This window comes from Bacillus sp. FDAARGOS_527 (assembly GCF_003812125.1).
Lineage (GTDB): Bacteria > Bacillota > Bacilli > Bacillales > Bacillaceae_G > Bacillus_A > Bacillus_A paranthracis.
In genome coordinates this window covers 328113-353015 of sequence record NZ_CP033795.1, presented here as the reverse complement: position 1 = coordinate 353015, position 24903 = coordinate 328113, and the positions used below count along the sequence as shown (strand labels likewise).

General features: G+C 36.2%; 23 protein-coding genes and 2 pseudogenes. 2 read left to right on the top strand and 23 right to left on the bottom strand.

Annotation, left to right across the window (positions count from 1 at the left end; all coding sequences use genetic code 11):
* Window positions 1–74: 74 nt before the first annotated feature.
* The 4 genes from EGX95_RS04120 to EGX95_RS30225 form a co-directional block, all read right to left on the bottom strand.
* A complete protein-coding gene (locus tag EGX95_RS04120) occupies window positions 75–1346 on the bottom strand; it encodes an FtsW/RodA/SpoVE family cell cycle protein (protein ID WP_001034623.1) in 1272 nt (423 codons plus the stop codon).
* Window positions 1347–1353: 7 nt separating this feature from the next.
* Window positions 1354–1761 carry a PadR family transcriptional regulator gene (locus EGX95_RS04115; protein WP_000390157.1) on the bottom strand — a complete coding sequence of 136 codons (408 nt, stop codon included), beginning with the start codon at window positions 1759–1761 and terminating at the stop codon, window positions 1354–1356.
* Window positions 1762–1765: 4 nt separating this feature from the next.
* Window positions 1766–2299 (bottom strand): sigma-70 family RNA polymerase sigma factor, encoded by a 534-nt coding sequence (locus tag EGX95_RS04110; protein ID WP_000343925.1) that lies wholly within the window; start codon window positions 2297–2299, stop codon window positions 1766–1768.
* 263 nt (window positions 2300–2562) lie between these two features.
* Entirely contained in the window at window positions 2563–2730 is a 168-nt protein-coding gene (locus tag EGX95_RS30225) for a hypothetical protein (protein ID WP_000877815.1), read from the bottom strand.
* 238 nt (window positions 2731–2968) lie between these two features.
* On the opposite strand from EGX95_RS30225, the gene EGX95_RS30220 reads away from it, so the two are divergent.
* Both EGX95_RS30220 and EGX95_RS04105 read left to right on the top strand, forming a co-directional pair.
* Window positions 2969–3109 (top strand): hypothetical protein, encoded by a 141-nt coding sequence (locus EGX95_RS30220; RefSeq protein WP_000561153.1) that lies wholly within the window; start codon window positions 2969–2971, stop codon window positions 3107–3109.
* A 53-nt stretch (window positions 3110–3162) separates the two neighbouring features.
* Window positions 3163–4522 (top strand): annotated as a pseudogene (locus tag EGX95_RS04105) (IS3-like element ISBce15 family transposase).
* 259 nt (window positions 4523–4781) lie between these two features.
* Here EGX95_RS04105 and glpD read toward each other — a convergent pair.
* The 19 genes and pseudogenes from glpD to EGX95_RS04015 all read right to left on the bottom strand — a co-directional run bounded on the left by glpD (window position 4782) and on the right by EGX95_RS04015 (window position 24804).
* Complete coding sequence (gene glpD / locus EGX95_RS04100) at window positions 4782–6464, bottom strand: aerobic glycerol-3-phosphate dehydrogenase (RefSeq protein WP_000672842.1); 1683 nt, start codon at window positions 6462–6464, stop codon at window positions 4782–4784.
* Window positions 6465–6597: 133 nt separating this feature from the next.
* Entirely contained in the window at window positions 6598–8088 is a 1491-nt protein-coding gene (gene glpK, locus EGX95_RS04095; protein WP_000759995.1) for a glycerol kinase GlpK, read from the bottom strand.
* 13 nt (window positions 8089–8101) lie between these two features.
* Window positions 8102–8923 (bottom strand): glycerol uptake facilitator protein GlpF, encoded by an 822-nt coding sequence (glpF, locus tag EGX95_RS04090; RefSeq protein ID WP_001272193.1) that lies wholly within the window; start codon window positions 8921–8923, stop codon window positions 8102–8104.
* 228 nt (window positions 8924–9151) lie between these two features.
* Window positions 9152–9712 carry a glycerol uptake operon antiterminator GlpP gene (gene glpP, locus EGX95_RS04085; RefSeq protein ID WP_000394287.1) on the bottom strand — a complete coding sequence of 187 codons (561 nt, stop codon included), beginning with the start codon at window positions 9710–9712 and terminating at the stop codon, window positions 9152–9154.
* A gap of 65 nt (window positions 9713–9777) precedes the next feature.
* Window positions 9778–10002: pseudogene (locus EGX95_RS04080) on the bottom strand (hypothetical protein); the annotation flags it as partial.
* A 627-nt stretch (window positions 10003–10629) separates the two neighbouring features.
* A complete protein-coding gene (locus EGX95_RS04075; protein WP_001093032.1) occupies window positions 10630–10860 on the bottom strand; it encodes a hypothetical protein in 231 nt (76 codons plus the stop codon).
* A gap of 1 nt (window position 10861) precedes the next feature.
* The gene (locus EGX95_RS04070) at window positions 10862–11575 is read right to left on the bottom strand and encodes a hypothetical protein (RefSeq protein ID WP_000748572.1); all 714 of its coding nucleotides are present in this window, start codon (window positions 11573–11575) and stop codon (window positions 10862–10864) included.
* Between the two features lie 234 nt (window positions 11576–11809).
* The gene (locus EGX95_RS30215) at window positions 11810–11953 is read right to left on the bottom strand and encodes a hypothetical protein (protein ID WP_002027173.1); all 144 of its coding nucleotides are present in this window, start codon (window positions 11951–11953) and stop codon (window positions 11810–11812) included.
* 254 nt (window positions 11954–12207) lie between these two features.
* Window positions 12208–13059, bottom strand: coding sequence for a DUF2935 domain-containing protein (locus EGX95_RS04065; protein WP_000554476.1), 852 nt, complete (start codon window positions 13057–13059; stop codon window positions 12208–12210).
* 173 nt (window positions 13060–13232) lie between these two features.
* A complete protein-coding gene (locus tag EGX95_RS04060; protein ID WP_000449227.1) occupies window positions 13233–13433 on the bottom strand; it encodes a sporulation YhaL family protein in 201 nt (66 codons plus the stop codon).
* A gap of 80 nt (window positions 13434–13513) precedes the next feature.
* On the bottom strand, window positions 13514–14386 hold the full coding sequence (locus tag EGX95_RS04055) for an alpha/beta fold hydrolase (RefSeq protein WP_123805808.1): 873 nt from the start codon (window positions 14384–14386) through the stop codon (window positions 13514–13516).
* A 214-nt stretch (window positions 14387–14600) separates the two neighbouring features.
* Window positions 14601–15128: a DUF2199 domain-containing protein gene (locus EGX95_RS04050; RefSeq protein WP_000161563.1), complete on the bottom strand. Its 528-nt coding sequence runs from the start codon at window positions 15126–15128 to the stop codon at window positions 14601–14603.
* A 121-nt stretch (window positions 15129–15249) separates the two neighbouring features.
* Window positions 15250–16227 carry a ring-cleaving dioxygenase gene (locus EGX95_RS04045; protein WP_001072561.1) on the bottom strand — a complete coding sequence of 326 codons (978 nt, stop codon included), beginning with the start codon at window positions 16225–16227 and terminating at the stop codon, window positions 15250–15252.
* Window positions 16228–16271: 44 nt separating this feature from the next.
* A complete protein-coding gene (locus EGX95_RS04040) occupies window positions 16272–17216 on the bottom strand; it encodes a ring-cleaving dioxygenase (RefSeq protein ID WP_000272996.1) in 945 nt (314 codons plus the stop codon).
* Window positions 17217–17633: 417 nt separating this feature from the next.
* Window positions 17634–18854 carry an MFS transporter gene (locus tag EGX95_RS04035; protein ID WP_000609256.1) on the bottom strand — a complete coding sequence of 407 codons (1221 nt, stop codon included), beginning with the start codon at window positions 18852–18854 and terminating at the stop codon, window positions 17634–17636.
* A 48-nt stretch (window positions 18855–18902) separates the two neighbouring features.
* Window positions 18903–19478, bottom strand: a complete 576-nt coding sequence (locus EGX95_RS04030; protein WP_000532764.1) for a TetR/AcrR family transcriptional regulator — start codon at window positions 19476–19478, stop codon at window positions 18903–18905.
* Window positions 19479–19655: 177 nt separating this feature from the next.
* Window positions 19656–20600, bottom strand: coding sequence for a 3'-5' exoribonuclease YhaM (gene yhaM, locus EGX95_RS04025; protein ID WP_000726640.1), 945 nt, complete (start codon window positions 20598–20600; stop codon window positions 19656–19658).
* A gap of 41 nt (window positions 20601–20641) precedes the next feature.
* On the bottom strand, window positions 20642–23566 hold the full coding sequence (locus EGX95_RS04020) for an ATP-binding protein (protein WP_001217596.1): 2925 nt from the start codon (window positions 23564–23566) through the stop codon (window positions 20642–20644).
* A complete protein-coding gene (locus EGX95_RS04015; RefSeq protein ID WP_000815727.1) occupies window positions 23563–24804 on the bottom strand; it encodes a metallophosphoesterase family protein in 1242 nt (413 codons plus the stop codon). The genes EGX95_RS04020 and EGX95_RS04015 overlap by 4 nt, the downstream gene beginning before the upstream one ends.
* Between the last annotated feature and the right edge of the window lie 99 nt (window positions 24805–24903).

Below are 24903 nucleotides of genomic sequence, written 5' to 3'. Positions count from 1 at the left end.
CCCTCTTCTGCTCTCTATTTATGTCTATACTTGATCATAATAATACAATCTTTTACATGCAATTTATATAAGTATCAAGGTGTTTTTCTTATTCTAAACGACATATCTTTACGTCGATATACACTCAGTACGATTCCCATTAAAAGCGCATGAAATACAGTTGGTGTTAATCCATAACTAATAAAAGGTAATGATATAGCAGTAATCGGTAATAAACCTAAAATCATACCGACGTTATAAAGGAATTGTACTACGAAAAGAGTCATGCCTCCAATGAGAAGCAATTTACCATATCGGTCATTTATTGTATAAGATATGAAGATTAACCGTGCTACAAAAAGAGAAAGAATTAAGACAAGGACCAGTGCAAGCACATATCCATAATAATAAGTCAAACTTGCAAATACAAAATCAGTATCTGGATTAGGGATGAACTTTACATCTCCGTATGTACCAAACCAACCTGCTGACGACATTACCTCCTTTAAACGTATATACATAAATCCTGCGCCCTGTGCATCACGCTCTGGATTCAAATACCCTAAAAATCTATCCAAATAAACTCCTTTTACTGTGTGCCAGAAAAAATAGGCCCCTATAATCAATAAACAGATTGGTACAATTGTAATAATTAATGCCTTTTTCTTCCCTAACTTACTCCACCAAAGCATAACGAATACCATCGTGATATAAATAAAAATCACTGAAAAAGCTGCGCCAATTAAAAATAAATACAAAGAAAATAAATAAAGAGCCACAAGATGCATTACTTTTATCCTACTATTATTGAAAAAAGAAGCCCAAGCTAGAAAAAAGAACGGCACTGCCATTAAACGGTCAATTGCAATAGGACCAACTTTTATTATCGGTTCTCCAAGCATCCCAGCATTCGGAAAGCAGTATAGCATTAACAAGATAAGTACACCAATTGTATAAAACAACCATCCTAATCTCTCTAACTTCCGATAATTAATCAGCATCATCCCTAACGCTGTTGCAATACCAAGAACAACAAATATCACTTTATCCATTAGTAAATCATTCATATATCCAAAAGCTATAACCGGCAAAAACCCTAACCCCATCGCAGCCACTAATAAACCAATTAAAAACCAATCAACCTTTGGCTTATGAAGTTTGTTAAGTTCCTGCCCCAGTTTAATCGGACTCCCCATTTGTTCAACAGCCTTATCTTCAGCAACTTCCTCACTTAACCCTTTCCCTATCCACATATCCTTCGTCTGTTTCAAGTGAAAGTCTAGTTCCGTTGCCACTAAGTCCTTTGCTTCTTTTGATTTAATATGGTTCGTAACTTCTTTTAAAAAACGCTCCCCTTTTTTGTTCAATTTGTTCTCACTCCTGTACTAATCCTTTTAATATAAATCGTGCCTTCGTAGCATTCTTCTCTGCCTTTCGCAGCATTTTATTTCCTTTATCATTCAATTGATAATATTTAGCTTCCGCGTGGTCCCAGCTAGATTGGATAAAGCGATTCTGCTCTAGACGATGTAATAAAGTGTATAGAGATCCTTCATCACCTTCGAATGTTTGAATTCCTCTCCCCCGCAGTAACTGCATCAATTCATAGCCTGTTTTTTCATTCATAAGAAGTTGCAACACTGCTAAAAGGATATCTTCTTCTTTTTCGGACGATTGATTGATTTTTTTATGCACCCGCTTCTGGTGCTGATCAGAAAAACTCAAATGTTTAAAAGTTGTGTTCTCCATTGATTTTCGTAAGCCTTTTAATCGATCTTCCATTTGACTATTCCTCCAATCCTTTCTTCAAAAGCTCCTTTGCTTTTTTCAGTCTCGTTTTTATCGTGTTCTCCTTCACTTCTATTACAATAGCAACCTCTTTAATTGATAATTCCTCATAATAAAATAGATAAATCACCTCTCGATATTTTATCGGTAAATTCATTACTGCAGAAGCCAGTTCACGATCCTCCGCATTTTGAATGACAGTTTGTTCCACACTTTCTTTTTGACTCCCCATATACGTAAAGTCATCCTCTGTCACGATGACCTTTTTGTTATACCAACTTTTTAAATAGTCCTTACAATGATTAATTGCAATTCTCCATAGCCATGTTTTTAAGTTCGAATTCCCTTTATATGTATGAAGAGATTTATAACATTTCACAAATATATCTTGCGTTAAATCCTCCGCAACCTCTTTATTATTCACATATGAATACACAAGCTGTAAGACTTCTTGTCCATACTTGTTCATGATTTCGTCGATAAGGTCCTCCTTATCTTCTATTTCAAACGCTTCTATCATTAATTCATCCACAGCCTTCCCTCCTTCCCATATATTAGACGACGCACTGTATGGAAAAGTTTTATAAATTTATAAAAAATACAGAGGGTAATAACGTTTTTTATAAAACACTTCCTCAGCAACTTACATATAATAAACCGAATAGTTATTACACTACATTCACCTAAAGAGCGTCTTTCTCCCACGGCGCTCTTTAAGTTTGCAATAAGAGGGGCGTCTTCGTTTCCTATCGCTAAATGAAAAAGAGAACCGATTTAATCGAGTCCTCCTTCTTTCTAACACTCACTTAAAGAATCTAATATTTCATGGCCATACAAAGATGGATCGATAATATCAAAACCGATACATTCTTCATACAAGTGTAGTATTTGAAGTTCTATACATAACGCAGCTGTTTGTTCTTGTTGATTTATTGCTTTTTCTAGTTCTGCCGTGTATTTCATTTGGATATTGTTATCAGTATCTTTATTTTTTTAGTTATGTTTATTTAACAAGGAGTCAACTACCCCCACTGAGATAAAGCCTTTCAGTGGGGGTTTGAGTTTGAACGCTAGGGCTTTTTATCTATATGTCTTGTTCCCTATTTTAAAACATAATACAATGAATACGTGACTTAATAAGCTATAACTAGTAGGTGTGGTAATCATCTCTTCCATCTTGAAAAAAGGGGGAGGTGATAATATGATCGCGATGTTTGTCATTAAATTAGTGTATGGTATCCTAACCGGAGCTGGCGTTGTCATCGGTAGAAGATACGTTGGTCCATGGCTAATTTCTGTATACAAAAAAGCGAGAACCACCCTGCTTCGTGGAAAAGGTTGAACCGCACCCAATTTGTTAGACAAATAACTAACAATTGGAGGTGCGGTTTTATTATGTCTAGAAAATATAAATTCGAATTAAAAAGAAATGCCGTTGAACATTATTTAAATACAAATGATTCTTTTAAAGTGACTGCCAAAAAATATCAAGTCAGTATATCGTTATTAAAAGAGTGGGTGGCACGTACTAGAGAACAAGGAATAGAGTCCTTAAACTCTAAATGTACAAGGTATGACATTCAGTTTAAAATGGAAGTATTGAATTTTATGAACAATACAGGAGCTTCGCCCCTACAAGCGGCCGCTATGTTCAACGTTCCATCTCCTCGTACCGTTAGGAAGTGGCGATCAATGCTAGAATCACAGGGGATAGATGCTCTTCGTAAAACAAGTAAGGGGTACTCCACTGTGAAGAAGAAACAGGCTATTGCACCTAAGAAAAAACAAAATATTAACTCTCAAAATGATTTACAAAAAGAAATTGAATACTTACGCATGGAAAATGCTTATTTAAAAAAGTTACACGCCTTAATTCAACAAAAACAACAATCTCTGAAAAGACAAAGCACACATAATATATGAGTTAAGGCATGAATATAAAATTATCGACTTGATTAAAGCGGCTGAAATGGCTCGTAGTACATATTATTACTGGGTGAAACAAATGAGTCGTGAAGATAAATATAACGAGGTTAAAGAAAGTATTAAGCAGATTTTTCAGGAACACCAAGGGCGATATGGCTATAGGCGTATCACACTTGAATTACGTAATCAGGGCTATACCATTAACCACAAAACCGTCCTTCGCTTAATGAATCAATTAGGGTTAAAATCGTTGGTAAGAATCACTAAATACCGCTCTTATCGCGGGAAGGTTGGGAAGGTAGCGCCAAATGTCTTGAAGCGTGATTTCAAGGCCTCTAAGCCTAATGAAAAGTGGGTTACAGATGTTACTGAAGTTCATTTGTTTGGTGAAAAACTCTACCTATCTCCTATTCTAGACTTGTTTAATGGTGAGATTATTTCCTATAATATTGAGAAACGCCCTACATTCCTTCTAGTCGAAAGGATGTTAGATAAGGCTTTAAAATGCTTGGATAAAGAAGATACTCCTATCCTTCATTCAGATCAAGGTTGGCACTATCAAATGGATAGATATCAATATATTTTAAGAGAAAATAATATAACTCAAAGTATGTCCCGTAAGGGAAATTGCTTAGATAATGCAGTCATTGAAAATTTCTTTGGCTTATTAAAATCTGAATTACTTTATCTTAAAGATTTTGAAAGTATGGAACACTTTAGGGAAGAACTAGAGAATTATATTTATTATTACAATAATAAAAGGATTAAGGCAAAATTAAAAGGATTGCCTCCTGTAAAATACAGAATTCAATCCTTATTAGCTGCTTAAATATATGTCTAACTTTTCGGGTCCAGTTCAGGTAAGGGCGGTTCTCGGCTAAAACGTTAATGTAATTGTCTTATAACCGCACCTACTACCACCACAATAGCAAGTTAGGTTACAAAGGCAGAAGTTTCTCAGGCTTCTGTCTTCTTTATTTTATGCAAAATTCATACTATATACTCTACCATCATTGTAACACATTTTATTTATTTTTAGTCAAGATAAAAAAACACCTAAAGAGTTTCTCTTCAGGTGTTTCTCTATTTTATGCTAACGCAGCTGCATGCTCTTGTTGATCTACAGGAATGACAGCGTCTCTTAATGCTTTTTCTAGTTCTGCTGTGTATTTCATTTGTTCTTCTTTGCTCCAGCCTAGTTTCGCAGCCATGTAGTTGATTACTGCTTCTTTCCACTCGTATACCCAGTGGATGTTGAAGAATACAGCGCCTCTGCGGCGTACGAAGAAGTCAACTGGTTTTGCTGTCATTTCGTAATCCATTGCGTATACAAGTGGGATTAGAACGTCTAGTGGCATGTTGTATTCTTTCGCTTCGTCTTTATGTTTTTTTGCTAAGTCGAATAGTACGTCAACGTTAGAGCCGTAGAATTTCGCGAATTCTTCTGCTTGTGCTGTTGTTAAACCGTATTTCGTACCTTCGCCTGCTTTTTTCGCGATAAATGCTGGTAACCCTTTAGAGCCATCTACATGTCCACCAGAGATTGGCATATGTTTCGTTGTGCTCTTCGGATATGCACTATGGCCTTCTTTTTGTAGTAAGTTCGTTACGTAGTCTACTACCATTTCAGCCATTTTGCGGTATCCTGTTAATTTACCACCTGCGATTGTAATTAAACCAGATTCAGAAGTCCAAATTTCATCTTTACGAGAAATTTCAGATGCACTCTTACCTTCTTCATAAATTAACGGACGTACACCAGCCCAGCTTGATTCGATGTCTTTTTCCGTAATTTTTACGCTTGGGAACATGTAGTTAATCGCATTAATGATGTATGTGCGATCTTCTGTTGTCATTTGTGGTACAGCTGCATCTTTATCATAGAACGTATCTGTTGTACCTACATATGTTTTTCCTCCGCGCGGAATCGCGAATACCATACGTTTATCTGGTGTATCGAAGTAAATCGCTTGACCTAATGGGAAACGTTTTTGATCAATTACTAAGTGAACACCTTTTGATAACTGAAGTACTTTTCCTTTTTTCGAGTTATCTTTTTCACGAAGTGTATCTACCCAAGGACCAGCTGCGTTTACAATTTTCTTACCGTAAACTTCGTATACTTCTCCGTCTAGTAAATCGATTACACGTACACCACATACTTTTCCATCTTTATATAAGAAACCGTCTACTTTTGCGTAGTTAACAGCTTTTGCGCCGTGCTCAATTGCTTCTTTCATTACTTCAATTGTAAGACGCGCATCATCAGTGCGATATTCAACGTAGTAACCGCCGCCTTTTAATCCTTCTTGTTTTACAAGAGGCTCTTTCTTCAGCGTTTCTTCACGGCTAAACATTTTTCTGCGCTCGCTTCGTTTTACACCTGCTAAGAAGTCGTATACACGAAGACCAATTGATGTACTGAATGATCCGAACGTACCGCCTGTATGGAACGGAAGTAACATCCACTCTGGTGTTGTTACATGGGGACCGTTCTCATATACGATCGCACGCTCTTTCCCCACCTCTGCTACCATTTTCACTTCAAGTTGTTTTAAATAACGTAGACCACCGTGTACAAGCTTCGTTGAACGACTTGATGTACCTGCTGCAAAGTCCTGCATTTCAAACACAATTGTTGATAACCCGCGTGTTGCTCCATCTAATGCAATACCAGAACCAGTAATACCTCCACCAATTACGATCACATCTAATTCTTGTTTATTTACTCCGTTTAATACGTCTTTACGTTGTTTACTTGAAAATTTCATGGTAATTCCTCCCTTTGATAACGAAAAAAGAGACCACAAACTCCGCTATAGATTTCGCCTCTATAGCGTGTTGTGGTCTCTCCAAATCTCCTACCGAATTATTAACTTGTCACCATTATAACACTGTTTATGATTATTTGAAAGCTTTTGTTGCTTCAATTGCTTTTTTCCATCCAGCATATAGCTCTTCGCTTGTTTCCGCTTCCATCGTTGGTTCAAAACGTTTGTCCATATGCCACTGTTCTTTAATTTCATCTTGGTTTTTCCAATATCCAACCGCAAGACCAGCTAAGTACGCTGCACCTAAAGCTGTTGTTTCATTGATTACCGGACGCTCTACAGGAACGTCTAAAATATCACTTTGGAACTTCATTAAGAAGTTATTTTTAACTGCTCCGCCATCAACGCGTAATGTTTTTAGTTCAATACCTGAATCTGCTTCCATTGCGCATAATACGTCTTTTGTTTGGTAAGCTAAAGATTCTAGTGTTGCACGAATGAAGTGCTCTTTCGTCGTACCGCGCGTTACACCAAACATAGCGCCGCGTACTTCACTATCCCAGTAAGGTGTACCTAAACCTACGAATGCTGGTACAACGTATACACCGTCAGTTGATTCAACGCGAGAAGCGTACACTTCACTCTCACTTGCATCTTTAAACATGCGCATTCCGTCACGTAACCACTGAATTGCAGAACCTGCTACGAAAATACTTCCTTCTAATGCATAGTTTACTTTACCATCTATTCCCCATGCAATTGTTGTTAATAGACCGTGCTCAGAAGCTACTGCTTTTTCACCAGTGTTCATTAACATGAAGCAACCAGTTCCGTAAGTATTTTTCGCCATACCTTCACCGAAACAAGCTTGTCCAAATAATGCCGCTTGTTGATCACCAGCTACACCTGCAATCGGTACATTTTGACCGAAGAAGTGATAGTCAATTGTTTCTCCATACACTTCAGATGATGGACGTACTTCTGGAAGCATGCTCTTTGGTACTGTTAACATGTCTAGAAGCTCATCATCCCACTGTAAGTCGTGAATGTTAAACATTAATGTACGTGACGCATTTGAGTAGTCTGTTACGTGCGCTTTACCACCAGATAGTTTCCATACAAGCCACGTATCAATTGTTCCGAATAATAGATCGCCGTTTTCTGCTTTCTCTCTTGCACCTTCAACGTTATCTAAAATCCATTTTACTTTCGTACCAGAGAAGTATGCGTCAATTAAAAGACCTGTTTTTTCGCGAACCATTTCGCTATAACCTTTTTCTTTTAACTCATCACAAATTTCAGCTGTTTGGCGAGATTGCCATACAATTGCGTTATAAATTGGTTTACCAGTCGTTTTATCCCATACAACCGCTGTTTCACGTTGGTTCGTAATACCGATACCAGCGATTTGTTCTGGCTTTACATCAGCTTCACTTAAACAAGTTGCGATAACCGCTAAAATAGATCCCCAAATTTCTTGCGCGTTATGCTCTACCCAGCCTGGCTTTGGAAAATGTTGTGTAAATTCTTTTTGAGCTGAATGAACAATTTCACCTTTTTTATTGAAAAGAATTGCGCGTGAGCTAGTTGTTCCTTGGTCTAATGAAAGAATATATTTTTTCATAATGGTTTCCCCCTTATGCTACTTTTCTACTATTTGTATTGCTTCCACTTTTTTTGCTTGTCATATAAGAGATTGCTAGTACAATCACAGTTGCAATAATCACATAAATAAGTGCTGCATTTTGTTTTCCTTCAAATACAACTTGATGGAATAATCCTGCAAGTGATCCACCTAAAATTGGACCTACTACTGGAATCCATGCATATTTCCAGTTTGAACCGCCTTTTCCTGCAATCGGAAGGAAGAAGTGCGCGATACGCGGACCTAAATCACGTGCTGGGTTGATTGCGTATCCTGTCGTTCCACCTAATGATAAACCAATACTTACAATTAAGAAACCTACGATAAATGGATTTAATCCATCTGCAAATTTATTTGCACCAATTGCTAATATACCAAATACTAAAACGAATGTCCCAATCATTTCACTTAAAAGGTTTGCAAATGTGTTCGGAATTGCTGGACCTGTTGCAAATACACCTAACTTTGTTCCTGGATCTTCTGTTTCTTTCCAGTGTGGTAAGTAATGTAAATATACGATAACTGCCCCGATAATTGCCCCAATCATTTGTGCTGCGATATAGCCAGGTACGTCACTCCATGGGAACGCTCCCTTAAATGCTAATCCTATCGTCAAAGCTGGATTCAAATGTGCCCCACTAATTGATCCAACCGCATACGCTGCAACCGCTACCGCTAAGCCCCAGCCCATTGTAATAACAATCCAACCAGAATCTTTCGCAAACGACTTCTTTAAACTTACACCAGCACAAACGCCGCCACCAAGTACGATTAACAACGCAGTCCCTATTAACTCTCCTAAAAATGCTGACATAGTATCCCTCCACAATCAATTTAAACGCTTTCAAATGTGATAGAGGTAAAATGAATGGCCATTCGTTTTTGTCAAAAGAAAAAGACCCACAGCTTTGCACGCTTCTATATAAATTTATATAGAAACAATGAAATGTGGATCTCTACTTTTCTCCGTCACGTTTATTAACTTGTCTATAATGTTAACCGTTAATGAAAGCGGTGTCAACAGAATTATTTCACATTTTCGTCACTTTTTTTGGTAATGTTTCCATAGTTCGCGTTTTGATGTCGTAATTGCTGTCGCACCAGCATTTAAAGCTCTCTCTACATCATCAACAGTACGAATGAAACCACCCGCTAAAATCGGTACACCAGTACGCTCTTTCACTTCAGCGATCACATCCGTTAACGCTCCTGGGAGCACCTCTATATAATCCGGCTTCGTCTTTTCTAAAAGATTGCAACTTTTCTCCATTGCACTCGAATCGATTAAAAAGATACGCTGAATTGCCACAACACCTTTTTGCTTCGCCTTCATAATGACGCTCGCCTTTGTTGAAAGTAACCCGTACGGTCTAAACTCCTGACATAAATACTCCGTCGCATGCCCATCACTCTGCAAGCCATGAATTAAATCCACATGTAAAAACACCTTTTTACAATATTGCTTCGCAAGTGATATAACACTCTTCAATTGACCGACATGAATATCTAAAATAACGATATACTCATACGAACTATGTAATAGCTTTTCCAAATCTTTAATTTGCCTCACTGCCGGCAAAATCTTTTGTTCATGAAATTCCATTCTCTATATCCCCTTCTTTATGTCGTCCTATCCTTTATAGTACACAATTTGAGTAGAAAGAACAGCTAGTGTGGGGAATTATTTCCTCTATCTATATATATTTTCTTCAACTTATCAGATCCTATACCACCTATAACCATTAATATGAGAGGTAAAAAGTTCATTACATACGGTGCATCTGCTACAAGTGTAATGCTCGCCCCAGTAAACTTATTTAATATCCAGACAACGATTTTTGTAACAAACAAAAATACACCCATCATAAATAAACTATCAAAAAACACCTTCCATAAAAAAATCTATTATTTACCCTATTTAATTCCTTATTCAAACTAAATCTAATCTCCAAAACCTATTTAATCCCCTATTCCAGCTAAATTTATTCTTCAAAAACCTATCTAATTTCCTCTTTTAAACTAAATTTATTCTTCAAAAACGTTGACTATAGTCAACAAAAAATCTTCAAAAACCTATAAAAAAACCAATGATTTTTTTATATCAACACATATATCATTCATTTTATTTTAATCATCAAGAATCAACTATATAAAGTTTCAATTATTCGTTGTTTTAGCAAAAAATACCCTATCCAGTTCCTTTCAAATTCTAATTCAAAATAATTCCCACTCTTTCTCATATCAACTTTACACTAATTTTTTCTCTCTATAGATACAAATATCCAAACTTCCATTAATAAAAGAAGCTATCTAAAACAGACTGTATCTCACACCCTTTTCAGATAACTTCTCTCTACTATTATAATAACACCGAATCTTTATTACTATCCTGATTCCGTTTCTCTCGCTCTTCTTCTCAACGTCTCCTATAAACTTCGCCTTCTTTTCACGTAAAACGACCGAAAGTTTTTCCTTTGTCATACTGATTACATACTTTTTATAAACAGTATTTGAAATGTGTTATTTAAGATATTTCCCCAAATCATCTAAGTTTCTCGTATGATTTAAAATGATTACATACTCAACTTCAACTTCTGTTACTACCATTTCTAATACTTGATGGACTTCAATATAATCATTTTCATATTCTTTTGCCGAAGATACAATCTCTTCTAAGGTTCTTACAAATGTTTCAGCACTCCAGTCTTTTGTTGACAACGCCACATAGGTTTGAAATTTTTTTGTATTCATGTTAGTTCTTTAAGTACAATGGGAATTGTGTACTTCTTGATGAGTCAGAATGATTGATTATAACCCTATGATGACTTGTTGATGAATCAGAAGTGCTTAAATTACCATCAAATTGTTTAGCATAAGTTGTTGTTCTGTTACCCTTGTTATCCGTTTGACTCCACTTATTTTCATAATTATGCATTGTTTCCTCCCTTAACTTTTTCACGTCAACATCTCGACCATACTGAGTTTTGCTAGAAGTAGATTTTTCTTTTGGATTATATTTATGTCTATTATAAGCGTGTTCGTTAATAAAGCTAGATTTATTTGTTCCACCATTTAATTTATATGGTACCTTTGGACTCGAACCTTTCCCTGGTTTCCCTGGTTTTTTCTTTTTAACTAGAGAATCAACTAGGTTGTCATGTGTAGTGACTTCGTTTACGGAAGTTATATTTCCTCTAGCATCTGTTCGAACAGATAAATCAATTGATTCCTCTATACCTTGTGTATTTTTCCAATAAAAAGTTACCTGATTTTCAGTTTTTTTTGTAAATGTATCTTGAATTTGATTTAGTTGATACATATCAATTTTTTCAGATGTAACTTTATCTAAACTAATTTGTTTTGGACTGAATTTTTCTTCAGTAGCGGCGGATACAGCTCCTGTGAATAAAAGGCTTAAACTTAGTGTGGCGGCCGTTGTTAAATTAAGAAATTTACTTTTTTTCATAATACATCCCTCCCAATAATGTTAAAACTATATATTGCATAAATTGAATATAAATTACTCTCTAGTAAAAATCAATTACATTTTCATTTTTATGTTAATCTATTTGATTATCTAAAAATACATATGCATAAGAAAACCAAAGTATATATAAAAACAGGCCATAATATAGATTTTTTCTATACTATGGCCTGTCTTTGTTTCCATTCGCATATGCACATTGGCTTTTTGTGATAGCTAACAGCATCTATTTGGTTCGGCTTTCTTACCATCCGTTTCAATTGTAATACAACCGCTCAATAACATAACTGGTAATGCTAAACTTACTAATTTTTTTGCTTTCATGATTACTAATACCCCTTTATTTGTAAAATTTAGCACAAAAAAGTTAATATACTTAACTAATAAATTCCCCCCGAATAATTTATTAAAATCTACTATCTATATATTAACTGTATATTCATAACGTTTTTATTTATATATATAAATAAAATATATTATTCTAAAAATAATTATATATTTGATCAAAGGGATTTATGTAGTCCTTAAAAGAAAATTTTAATCACAAAGAAAAGAAGTTAACAATAAATTGTTAACTTCTCAACCGAAAGTAAAATACTATCTTTCTTCATCTTCTAATATCTAGGTTGTGATTGAATATTTGTAAGATGAACATCATACATATCAATGATTTCAAGAAATCTATCAGCTTCACGGAAGACATGGTCTGCCAATAATGGGTGGATGATACTCTTTATTTTACACTGCTCAATTAAATCACGTGCTGTTTTCTTAAAGTCCCGAAGAGATGCAACCGACACACGATTTTGATCTAAAAATTGATCTAAAAGAGGGACTGTTTGGGATTGTGGTTTCATAGATTCTAAGTCAATTGCTTGATACATTAATGCATCAAAATCATTGCTAAAATTTCGTGCTGTATCTACAAGCTTTCTTTCCGATGGATCAAGAAGATGACCAATAAATTTAGCATGGTCTGCCATAATCCTCAAAAAGAAAACATTTTCTTTAATAATAGCATCAGGAAGAGCATCTAATTTCCCTTCATTTAATTCCATTAAACGTTTTCTAAAATAATCAGCTTCCCTACTCGTATGGTCAACTAACAGTGGAAAGTTATTTTGTCCTGGCAATTTACATGTGAGAATCAACCCTAAAATCTTTCGTTTAAACCCCCAAATATTAGTTGCGGCTTGTTGTACTTCTGCATTAAATCTTTTGATTTGCTCAGGATCTGTTTCATTTGTGTAGGAATGCGCTATTTGTTCAATATGTTCAAACAATCGATAAAATTGATTCGCTTCTTCAATTAGTTGCGTATCTTCGCATCTAAACCCTAAGCGAAGAAAAAGAGAATGCTCCTTCATGATTCTAGACCAAAAACGAATTTCATTTAATGAACGCTCAACAAACATTACAGATGTAACACCTGTATCCGGATGTAATGGAGTTTCATCCCTATGCATTGTTAATCCCCCCCAGTAAAATACCCCGCTAGTTCCATTCTTATGAAGAAACATATATATAAATGCCCTCAATAAAAGTTCATAATGAATTTCGTATACATGCTTCCCAACAAAGAAAAAGGCTACCACCTAGATGTAAACTTCTACTAGATAATAGCCTTTCAACATTTCTATTAAAGCAATACAGAATCTTTATCACTATCCTGATTACGTTTCTCGCGCTCTTCTGCTAAGCGCTTCATGTACACTTCGCCTTCTTTTTCAATAAACTCATTATCCATCTCTTGCTCTTTTTTTGAAGTATATAAAACCATGTAGCCACTTAATACGATCCCAACGATTACAAGATACACCCACCATGGTAAAGTTTCCACTCTACTTCATTCCTTTCCTTAGACAAGCCTTATTAGTTTCACTGTATGAGGAAAGAAGTAGATTTATGCTTAAAATTTTATCATTGTGGATTCTTCGCGAAGAACGCTTGTACATATTCCATAAACTCGATTGGTTCCTGGCGAAACGGTGCATGGTATCCCTTTTCAATAATATGAAACGTACTATTTGCAAATAGTCCATGATACAGTTCACCATTTTTCCAAGAAACACTCTTATCGTGTCGTCCCCATATAATTAAAGTCGGCACCTTAATTTTATCGGCTTCCATCGCAATGCGGCGCTCTCTCATTTTCGTCAGCTGATCATAGTGCTCTTTATCGTCACGACTATTTTTCACTTCATTTTTATTGTAATCCGTAATCTCAGTTACAGTTTGTAAGTCTGTCGATAACGGCGGCACTTCATAACTTTCTTTTTGCTGGAAAGACTCTATCCCTGTAGCATCCGCCAAAATGAGATGCGTCACTGCATCCGGATATAAATACGCTAAATTCAGTGACATCTCTCCGCCCATTGAATGACCGAGCACCGCAAACTGATCGTATCCGAGCTTTTTCATTAACTTATAATATAAATTCACTTGTGCAGGAAACGAATACTCAAAATCAATTGGCTTAGAAGAACGCCCAAACCCTAAAATATCCACTGCAATAATCGTGTGGTCCCGCGCAAGTTCCGGATAAATATCACTAAATCCATCTGAAGAACCACCAAACCCGTGCAGCATAAGTAAAGGTGGTTTCCCCTCACCAATTTTCTTAAAATAAATCGTCTGCCCATCAATTTGCGCCATACTCTCTTTCGTATTCAGCTTCATCATAACAGTATCTTTCACTTCTCCAACCTTCGCGATTGGCTTATCAACGAAGTTACATACGATAAGTAAAACGAGCACAATACCGCTAATCATATAAAACTTAAACCGTTTCAACATTCCCGTCTCCTTTCTCTTGTTGCTATTTAAAGTTTTTACATTATTTGGTTGTTTTATAATTATTTTTAATTGTAACTATAATGGTTACAACTATATTAAAAAAATATTACTCATTTCTATTACTGACAGTTTCTTTGTAACCATTATAGTTACAAATGAAAAGTAAGTCAATTATTTTATTCCATATAATAAAAAGAGCACTGAACAAATATCAGCACTCTTCCTCATCATCCTCGTTATTTACACACAGTTGTTCCGCTATTTCTTGTACCCGTTCCATCGTTATTCCTTCTCTAAACTCCACTGCTAGAGGATGGTCTGTCGGCTCTAGTTCAATATAAGGACGAATGCCATCGGCTCTTGGGTGAACCATCGTTTTTAAATTGACTGTTTCCAGCTCATATGGTAAATCTGTAGAAAGCCACCCAAACATTGGCTCTAACAGTTCTTGTTTATCCCAGCATTCATTCACCTTATCAAAATTTGCTTGACTTAATGAAACCCATACACCCCATATGAAATGTTCATCTGTGCCAATGATAGGAATTTCAATACTCCCTCGCATAAAGAAGTGTTCTCCATCCATCACGCATAAATCATCGTTCATTTCAAATCTATCTTCTCGCTCTTCAGGTTCAGCATCATAATAATAAAAAGGAGCTGCTGATCCATAGCTCGTTGGAATTTCTTCATGATATGTACCGCAGCATCTACAAGTATACCCATTAATTTTCGTCATTCTATTCCTCCATCAGTTTTACATTCATTTTAGCAAAATACTTATAAAGCGAAAACAAAAAAAGCAAGCAGTTCCAGCTATCAGCTAAAACTACTTGCTCTCCTACTTATTACCTCTACTTTTACTCTTTAATAAATTCCTTCGTACTTCTCACTGTATCAATTGGACGAACTAATTTTTCGATTTCTTCACGTTTTGGCTCTAGGAATGGAGGTAAAGATAATTTTTCGCCAAGTGTTTCGTATGGCTCATCTCCCATAAATCCTGGTCCGTCTGTTGCAAATTCAAATAAGATTTGTGGTGCAACTCTTGCGTATAATGACTCGAAGAAGTGACGATCTACGTAGCCAGATGAAGGAAGCCCTACGCTACTGATTCTCTCAATCCATTCTTCTAATACAGCGCGATCTTCTACGCGGAATGCAGCATGGTGCACTGTACCAAAACCTTGTCGTGCTTCTGGAAGAACCGTATTATGTTCTACAATGACAGATGCACCGTTTCCGCCTTCGTTTACTTCAAATAAATAGAATTCTCCTTCTTGCGCAACCTCTTTAAATAATAAAACTTTTTCTAACACTTCTTTGAAGAAACTAAAGTTTGCAATACGGATGAATACAGGTCCTAAACCAGTAATTGCATATTCTAATGGAACTGGTCCGTTTTGCCACGGTGTACCTGATTCGATCCCTTTATCAAGTTCATCTGAAATTAATTGATAGTGTTGATCATCGAAATCAACGAAAGAAAGAGTTTTCTTACCAAATTGCTCTTTAATTCCTGTATGTTCGACCTCAAGACGGTCAAAACGTTTTACCCAATACTCTAATGCCACATCAGTTGGAACACGGAATGAAGTTTTTGAAATTTCATTCGTACCGTGTACTCCTTTTGGAATACCTGGGAAGTCAAAGAATGTCATATCTGTTCCTGCACTACCTTTATCATCTGCAAAGAATAAATGATACGTTTGAATGTCATCTTGGTTTACTGTTTTTTTAACTAAACGCATTCCTAAAACGTGAGTGAAAAACTCATAGTTCTTTTCTGCACTACTTGTAATCGCTGTAACGTGGTGAATTCCTTTTAATTGGTTCATTTTATATTCCTCCAATGGTTTTAAAATTTATATTTTCTCTTCTATTACTTCTCTTCTATAGGTACTAAATTCGCTTCAATCTCTGCACGCTGATCTTCTAGGAACGGTGGTAAATCAAGTTTTTCTCCTAAATGTTCCACATCTCCATCAACTGTAAATCCTGGTCCATCTGTTGCAATTTCAAATAAGATTCCGTTTGATTCGCGGAAATATAAGCTTTTAAAATAGAAACGGTCGATGATTCCTGAAGACTGGAAGCCTCTTTGTATCACCTGTTCTTCCCAATAAGCAAGCTCTGCATCATTTTTCACACGAATTGCTAAATGGTGGATGCTACCGCGGCCCGGTTTTTCAGTAGGACCATCTAAATATTTCACAACGATTTCTCCAAAAGCCTCTCCTTTAATGGACTGGAAAATTGCTTCCTCTTCGCTACGGCTAACCTCTGTATAACCAAACATCTCTGTAAGTGTGCTCGCCATTTTATCAAGTCTACGAACTGTCATTTCCACAGAACCCATTCCTTGAATTTGATGCTCTGCAGGAACTTCTGATTTCTCCCAAGTTTCCCAGTGCTCTACTTTTTCTCCGTTTGAAACGAGTAATACTAAGCGAAGACCTTCAGCGTCCTCAAATTGTAAAGCAGGACGATTTGCATATGTTGTTATTTCACTATGTTTCACATCAAATGTCTCAAATCGTTCTTTCCAGTAATGCAAGCTATCCTCTGAAGGAACAAGTAATCCAATTCGAGTAATGGCATTCGTACCGCGATATGTTTTTCCTACTAAAGGAATTTCAAAAAACGTTAATTCCGTACCTGGACTTCCTGTTTTATCTCCATAAAATAAATGATACATTGACGGATCATCTTGGTTTACTGTCATTTTCACGCGACGTAAGCCAAGTACATTTTTATAAAAGTGATTATTTTTATTTGCATTTTTCGTAACCATTGAAATGTGATGATGCCCTTTAATTTCATACATTGTTTATTCCTCCGTTTCGTTTTACTAGTCAAGTGATGACTAAAAAAATAACATTTCCCACAACTAATATGGTTTTTAACGTTTCAATTTATTCTTCATTATATTTTTGTAAATTCATCTTAGTTTTTACTGCATAAGTTACTTTCGTTTTTAACTCGAAAGCAACTGAGTGTATGTTTTTCATATGACTCAATCGCTTTCGTTACTATCACTTTACACCTCAAGTGATTAAAAAGCAAGTGATTTATCTCAAATTCGAGATATTTTTTGTATCTTATGATTTACTTCCTATAAAAAAAAGCCTCACTAAGCGTATTAACACTTAATGAGGCCGTTCTATTTACAAGCTTAATTATAGAACGATGGTTTTGTTCTACTATTTCATTCAAGTACTTTCATTGTCTAAACTGTATAACGTTAAGACATATATTTATTTTTCGTTTTTGATAAATGTATCGCATTATTTTTTATTAAATGCACAAATAAGGCGATTAAAGGTAAAGCCGCTCCAATGAGTAACGGTACTTCGCTATTAAATTTATAGTACGTATAACTTCCAATCCATGAACCAAAGGCTCCTCCCAAAAAGAAAATGGTCATATATAATCCATTCAGTCTGTTTCTTATCTCAGGATTCAAACTAAAGATAACTTTTTGACCTAATAATAAATTTCCTGCTACACCAATATCGATGCTAATACCTGAAATAAGTATTACAATCACACTAAAAAGTGAATGATCTTGAACAAAAAATAATAGTACGATAGATAATAGTACGAGCGCCATTGATACATTAGTCATTGTAAAAATATAGCCTTTATCTGCGATTTTACCAATAGTAGGAGTTAATAAAGCTCCAGCTATTGCAGCAAATCCAAACAATGCAATTTCATTATTTGAGAAATGTAATGGTTCTGACCGTAATAAGATTGGAATAACTGTCCAATAAAGACTAAATGTTGCAAATAAACATGCGTGATAAAAAGCTCTTTGTTGTAACGGAGAAGTATGTAGTAGCAGTTTTACCATAGAAGCTATTAAATTTGAATATGACATGTTACTATTTGATACTACTTCATAGTTGGGCAAAAATTTTATAAGTAACAGTAATACAGCAACTAGAATGATTAGTGAAAAAAGAAATACCATTCTCCAGCCGAACCATTCAGTTATTCCGATAGATAATGGGCGAGCAATCATAATCCCAATTAATAAACCACTCATTACTTTACCCACATATTTACCCGTCTCTTCAATAGGTACAATCCTCATTGTTAGCGGAACTAACATTTGAGCTGCACAGGCTCCAATACCAATTACAGTTGTTAGTATTAAAAAAACAATTCCATTTGTCGAAATTAGCGTACCAATCAATGAAATAATAGTGAGTCCGATAAGAATACCTATTATTTTCTTACTTTTGAATAAATCTGCCATTGGTACGATAAAAAACAAGCCCAATCCATATCCAATTTGCGTCAAAGTAGTGAGCAATCCAGATAAATCCGAAGCGATATTCAAGTCTTTTGCAATGAATTGTACAATTGGCTGTGCATAATAAATATTCGCAACAAGTGAGCCACAACTAATTGCTAAAATGAATATTAGAAAATTTGTCTTTTTAGTCAAATTTATCATTCCTTCCACTTTCGGAACGTTCGTTCCAAAACAATTAAAAAAGAAAGACTATAGCTCTGCAATAGCCTTATCAACTAAATTATATGCTAGCTTTTTCTCTTTTTTATACATAGACATTAAATTAAGACTATGATTTAAACTTAATAAAGAATATGCAACTAATTCAGTGTCATCCTCTTGTGAAATTTCTCCTTTCTTTTTTCCTTCTTCGATAACTTGCTTAAATGCTTTTTCAAGTTCATTAAAATCATTTATGAGTATTTCTTCTATGGAAGGATCAATTTGCCCAATCAGCAATGAAGAATTAGTTATAATACAACCTTTTGGAATGTCATCTGAATAACATTTTTCAATATGTTGATAAAAAAAGGATTTCAGTGATTCTTTCGTATTTGTATCACTAAAAAGTAAATTTCTCTTTTGAGAACCATAGTTTTTATACTGTTCTAAAACGAGTTTAAATAGTGCATCCTTATCTCCAAAGCTATCGTAAAGAGTAGAGCGACTTATACCCATCGTTTCAATAAGATCTGATATATATGTAGCGTCATAACCTTTCTCCCAGAATAAATGCATAGCTTTATTTAGTGCATGTTCTTTGTTAAAGCTAATTTTTCTACCCAATTAATAACACCCCCCTATTATATAATTCAGTATAATTTTTCTGGAACGATAAGTCCAGAAAAAAACATCTTGAGATCAATTCTTCCATATAACACATGCACTTCTACATTAATGTTCAATACAAAAACAGCCCCACTAAGCGTATTAACACTTAATGAGGCCACTTTATTCATACTATTAATTATGGAACGACGGCTTATAGAACGAACGATTATCAAGAGCAAAGACACGTTCAGTGTATTCACCTGGTTTTGTGCGTCCTAATGCGCGGTCCATCATGTTCATTTTTGCATCTAAGTTATCGATGTAATGCAGAATTTCTGCTTCTTTTACTAATGGTGGTTTTGGGCTACCCCATTCTGCTTTTCCGTGGTGAGAAAGGACGATGTGTTGAAGAATTAATACTTCTTCTGCATCGATTTGCAGCTCGTCTGCTGCTTTACCAATTTCGTTCACCATAATCGAAATGTGGCCTAATAAATTTCCTTCTAACGTATACGTTGTGGAAATTGGACCAGACAACTCGATTACTTTACCAAGGTCATGTAAAATAACGCCTGCATATAGCAAGTCTTTATCTAATGATGGATATAGATTTGAGATAGCTTTCGCTAAATCAAGCATCGATACGACGTGATAAGCTAGTCCAGATACGAACTCGTGATGGTTCTTCGTCGCTGCTGGATAGTCTAAAAATTCGGTTTGATGCTTATTTAATAAATGTCTTGTTAGACGTTGAATGTTCGGATTTCTCATTTCAAATATGTATTGCGTAATTTTCTCAACCATATCTTCTTTTTTCACTGGTGCTTTTTCTACGAAATCTGAGATATCTGTTACTTCATTTTCATTTGCAACACGAATTTGTTTCACACGTAATTGAATACGGCCTTTGTAGTTTAAAATATCTCCAGCCACTTTCACGATTGTTTCCGCTACATATTGTTTCTCAACTTCTGGTGATACGTCCCACAATTTCGCTTCAATATCTCCACTTGGATCTTGTAAGATTACTGTTAAAAATGGCTTTCCATTGCTCGCGATACCTTTTGTCGCTGTTTTAATTAACAAGAAAATATCGACTTGTTCACCAACTTCATACTCTGCAATTTTCTTTTTCATTCGAATTCCTCCACCAAATCAGTTACTTTTAGTATAGCACACTACAACTCATTTTCTTTACGCATATGTGTTAATTTTATAATCTGTTTTTCTGTAAAATACGCGAGTAAATGCGCATGACATGTAAAGAAGATCACTTGTCTATCCTTTGCAATTTCCTTTATAAGTTCAATCGTCCGATTCGTCCTTACCGCATCAAAGTGCACGAAACTGTCATCAATAATAAATGGATAATCATGCTCAAATGTTTTTGCTAACGCAAATCTCAGCGATAAATACAACTGCTCAGCTGTCGCTTGGCTTAGTTCATGACTATAAAAACGCATACCATCGTTACGCTCTACAATAAACGGCTCCGCCTCTGACGGTGAAAAGATTTTACTATATCGTCCGCCGGTTAAATAGACGAAATACTCTTCTGATTTTTGTAAAATACGAGGAAGATGTACTTCATGATAATATTGCTTCGTTTTCGTTAACACTGTCTTTGCAGCCGCATAAGCAGCCCACTTCTTCACTTGTTCACGCACTTGCGCTTTTTTCATTTCCCATTCATGCATTAAATCTCCGTACGTACTACCTTCTTCTAAATTCGCAATTTCCATACGATGCTGTGCAATACGCTCTGTCAGTTCTTTTTCTTGTGCCAGACAGTTTTGCGCGGCTGTCAGTTCTTGCTTTAATTTTTCATCATAACCGTCAGCTTCATAATGTTCAGCTAATGATAAACTCGTTAAACGTTGTTCTAAAAGATCAATTTGCGGTAATAAACGTCCTACTTGCTTCTCCGCATCTTCACGTTTTTCCGCTAGTTTACCTGCTTCTAAAAACATCTCTTCATTTGTAGCTTCTGCAATATGCCATAAACTGTCTCGTTCTACTAGTAATTGCTTTAATTGTTCTTGCATGAACTCATATTCTTCTTGCCATTCCGTCAGTTTTTCTTTTAACTGCTTACAAGTTTGGCGCTTCTCTTTCTCATTTTGCATACGGCTTTGTGCCTCGTGCAGCTTACTATACTCCGCACTACCGATAACAGTTTCTAGTTTATGTTCAAATTGGGAAATCATTTCATATAATGAAGATTTTCGCGTGCCTTGTTTCTCTAATTCACGATATAATTGCTGCATTTTTTCCATACGCTCAAACGCCGGCAATATGTGCGCATACGTATAAAATTCAGGGAACGTATAGCGCTTTTTATACACATTTACTTGTTCGCTCGTGCGGAACGTTTCTCTCTCCCATTCCTCATACGATGAAACGACTTTATCATACGCTCGCTCCATTTGCTGCAATTTATAAGACTCACGCTCAAATAACTTACGAATCTCTTCGTCTTTTTCTAACTCATAACGAACAGACATCGCTTCTTCACTTTGTCTCCCGCCAGCACTTTGCTGAAGAGTAAGAAGTTCTTCTTGTAATCCACTTGACGGATCTTTATATAAAACGAGGGCAAGAACAATCCCTACAAAAATAATGACACTAATAAATAAGAGTGCTCGGTTATCTATAAATAAGCTTGTGAATAACACGCATGTGTTAATAAGAAGTAACAGAAGACAAACTCTTTGCCACTGTTTTTTCTTTTGCATCGCCGCTCCTGCTTTTTCCTCATACTTACGCTTCATTCTCTCAGCACCCATACCGATAAACGCCGCATCTTGGAACGATTTTTCTTTCTCAACTAACGCATTTCGTTCTTCATCCGCTAACATTTGCTTCTGAATCTGTCTTATGTTTTCTTCTTGTTCTTCTAATTGCTCTTGCGCTACTTTAAAACGATCATCAAGCTGTGCTTTTTGCGTTTCTAATTCGCGCGCCTTTTGTACTGCCTGCGTAATTAACTCTTTCGTTGCCAAACTCATATCAAACGAAAGGACTGTTTCTTTTTCAAAAGTAGCACCGATTTGTTGCTCGAGTTCTGCAAGCTCTTCTTTTATATTCGTAATCGTTCCTGTTATATCACGCATTTCTTGGCGTGCATTTTCATACGACATATGCTGCATGCGAAGTTCTTCTACATAACTTTCTTTTTGTAAAAACTCTTCATCTATTTGAATCGATTCCATTTCCGATTGCACTGTCTCTATTTTTTTATGGAGCGAATCAACTTGTAATTGGAGCGGCTCCATCTTCGCCTTAATCGCTTCATAACGCGCCATTCCGTTTACAGGAAACTGCCCCTTCTCGTTTTCTAACACTTTCTCATACGCACGCTTTTCAATAACGAGAGGCTCAAGCGCTGCTAATATTTCATAATCTTGCTTTCGTTTTTCTGCACTCTCTTTTTCTGCGCGAACAGAAGCAAGCTTCTCTTCACTTTCTTTTAACTGTTCGACCTGTTTTTCATACGTGCCAATTTTCCCTTGCCACTCTTTCATCTTCTCTTCAAGTTTCTTCATCTCTTGCAGTGACACGTTAATTTCCGGTTTACGCCCGCTCGGCTTAAAGCGCTGATCCATTTCTTTTTCTAGCTTTTTATCGAGCTGTAATAGCGCATCGCTTCCGACTGCACTTGCCGAAAATAAATAATTGCCGATATCCGCTTCGCCTAGCTGATGAATGTTTTGAAGGCCATGCATATCAAAAGAAAAGACCGATTCAAATAAACTTTCATTCATCCCGGTTAATATATCGTGTAAAATTTCTTCGCCACCCGTTTTCCCGTCTTCAAAATAAACGGTTACCTCGCCATTGGCTGTCTTTGGTAATCGTTCAATTTTCAAAAGGCCGTACTTCTCTGTTTGTACAGTGATCGCACCGCCATACTTGCCGCCTTCTTTCGGCTCATAACGGCGTTGTCCTCTCGTTGGAAAACCGAATAAAATACTTTTCATAAATGAACGAATTGTCGATTTCCCCGCTTCATTTTCACCATATAAAACGGTCAGCAATGAAAGATCCATTTCCACATTTTCTAATTTTCCGTACCCATAAATATGGAGTTTTTCAATTCTCATTTCTTATCCCTCTCTTGCTGGAATAATTGTTCTAAAATAATATTTTCCGCTTCCTTCTGAATCTCTTTCTTCTCTTCTTCTGTAAAAGATTCAATACTATTACGCGCTACAGGAGATGTCCAAATGGTTCGCAATACTCCGTCCATATTTGTGAAAGCTTCTAACTCCTTTAGCACACTACCGACGAAATGATTTTCTTCTTTCAAACGCTCGATTTCTGCAAAAGAAACCGTCTCATTTTTCCACTTCATCGCATATACGAAATCTTTTCGCTCTTCGCCCGCTGCTAAAATATGAAAAATCTCTTCCACACGTTTTTCATCGCGTAAATAAGGAGAAAGTGGCCCCTGTCCTGTAAATAAGACCGTTAATAGCGTTCCTTCCTCTTCTCTTCGGCACTCATTCATCGCACTCGATACGCTCGTCATAAGTTCATCAACAGTTTCAAGTCCATCGATACTCACTTCTATCTCATCCCACACAACATCCGCCGTATGGAAAAATGAACATTGCGTTCCTTGTTTCGTGAGTTCAATCAAGTACGCGCCCTTTTCGCCCGTTTCCTTACGATGGCGCCCTTGTATGTTCCCTGGATAAATAATGCACGGCTCTTCTGATAAAATTTCACGTTTATGTATATGGCCGAGAGCCCAATAATCAAACTGCTTTTCTTTTAGCTCACGAATTTGAAACGGTGCATAGCGATTATGCTCTGCATCCCCTTCCACACTTCCGTGAAGCATGCCAATATGAAAAGGCGCATCACTCATTTTCGTATACTGCGCTGTCATATTATCCGTTACCGCTTGCTGCAAATAACTAAACCCGTAAATAGAAGCTAACAACTCACCATTTTTATAAAATGATTTCTCTTCTACGTAAGGCTCCGTAAACACGTGAACATTTTCTGGAAATTCAATTGCTGCCCAGCTTCCCCCTAAATGATCGTGGTTACCGTGAATAATAAAAACAGGGATATCGTACTGCGATAGTCTCTTCATTTGCTCGCGCACAAACACTTGCGCCCTCAAACTTCTCGTCTCCGCATCATACAAATCCCCGGCTAGCAATACGAAATCAACGCGCTCTTGAATCGCTTTATCAACAATACGTTCGAACGATTCAAACGTACTTTGCTTCATTCTCTTCCAAACAGACTGCGGTACATTCATCTCCATTCCTTTAAACGGACTATCCAAATGCAAATCAGCCGCATGTATAAACTTCACTTGTTTCACAAATAACGATCCTTTCTTTTCCGTACTTTACTACAAATAGTAAATCTAGTGTCCATAAAACTTTCACTCTATTTTAACACGCAATGTCATATATTTCTT

Bases quoted from the DNA above. Each gene is read 5' to 3' on its own strand.
- glpF (WP_001272193.1), bottom strand. From the start codon at position 8,923: ATGTCAGCATTTTTAGGAGAGTTAATAGGGACTGCGTTGTTAATCGTA.
- EGX95_RS04045 (WP_001072561.1), bottom strand. From the start codon at position 16,227: ATGAACCAATTAAAAGGAATTCACCACGTTACAGCGATTACAAGTAGT.
- yhaM (WP_000726640.1), bottom strand. From the start codon at position 20,600: ATGAAAAAGAAAATTGCAGAGTATGAAGTTGGTGAACAAGTCGATATT.
- EGX95_RS04065 (WP_000554476.1), bottom strand. From the start codon at position 13,059: ATGCATAGGGATGAAACTCCATTACATCCGGATACAGGTGTTACATCT.
- EGX95_RS04050 (WP_000161563.1), bottom strand. From the start codon at position 15,128: ATGACGAAAATTAATGGGTATACTTGTAGATGCTGCGGTACATATCAT.
- EGX95_RS04070 (WP_000748572.1), bottom strand. From the start codon at position 11,575: ATGAAAAAAAGTAAATTTCTTAATTTAACAACGGCCGCCACACTAAGT.
- EGX95_RS04075 (WP_001093032.1), bottom strand. From the start codon at position 10,860: ATGAATACAAAAAAATTTCAAACCTATGTGGCGTTGTCAACAAAAGAC.
- EGX95_RS04040 (WP_000272996.1), bottom strand. From the start codon at position 17,216: ATGTATGAAATTAAAGGGCATCATCACATTTCAATGGTTACGAAAAAT.
- glpP (WP_000394287.1), bottom strand. From the start codon at position 9,712: ATGGAATTTCATGAACAAAAGATTTTGCCGGCAGTGAGGCAAATTAAA.
- EGX95_RS04115 (WP_000390157.1), bottom strand. From the start codon at position 1,761: ATGGAAGATCGATTAAAAGGCTTACGAAAATCAATGGAGAACACAACT.
- glpD (WP_000672842.1), bottom strand. From the start codon at position 6,464: ATGAAATTTTCAAGTAAACAACGTAAAGACGTATTAAACGGAGTAAAT.
- EGX95_RS04035 (WP_000609256.1), bottom strand. From the start codon at position 18,854: ATGATAAATTTGACTAAAAAGACAAATTTTCTAATATTCATTTTAGCA.
- EGX95_RS30225 (WP_000877815.1), bottom strand. From the start codon at position 2,730: ATGAAATACACGGCAGAACTAGAAAAAGCAATAAATCAACAAGAACAA.
- glpK (WP_000759995.1), bottom strand. From the start codon at position 8,088: ATGAAAAAATATATTCTTTCATTAGACCAAGGAACAACTAGCTCACGC.
- EGX95_RS30220 (WP_000561153.1), top strand. From the start codon at position 2,969: ATGATCGCGATGTTTGTCATTAAATTAGTGTATGGTATCCTAACCGGA.
- EGX95_RS04020 (WP_001217596.1), bottom strand. From the start codon at position 23,566: ATGAGAATTGAAAAACTCCATATTTATGGGTACGGAAAATTAGAAAAT.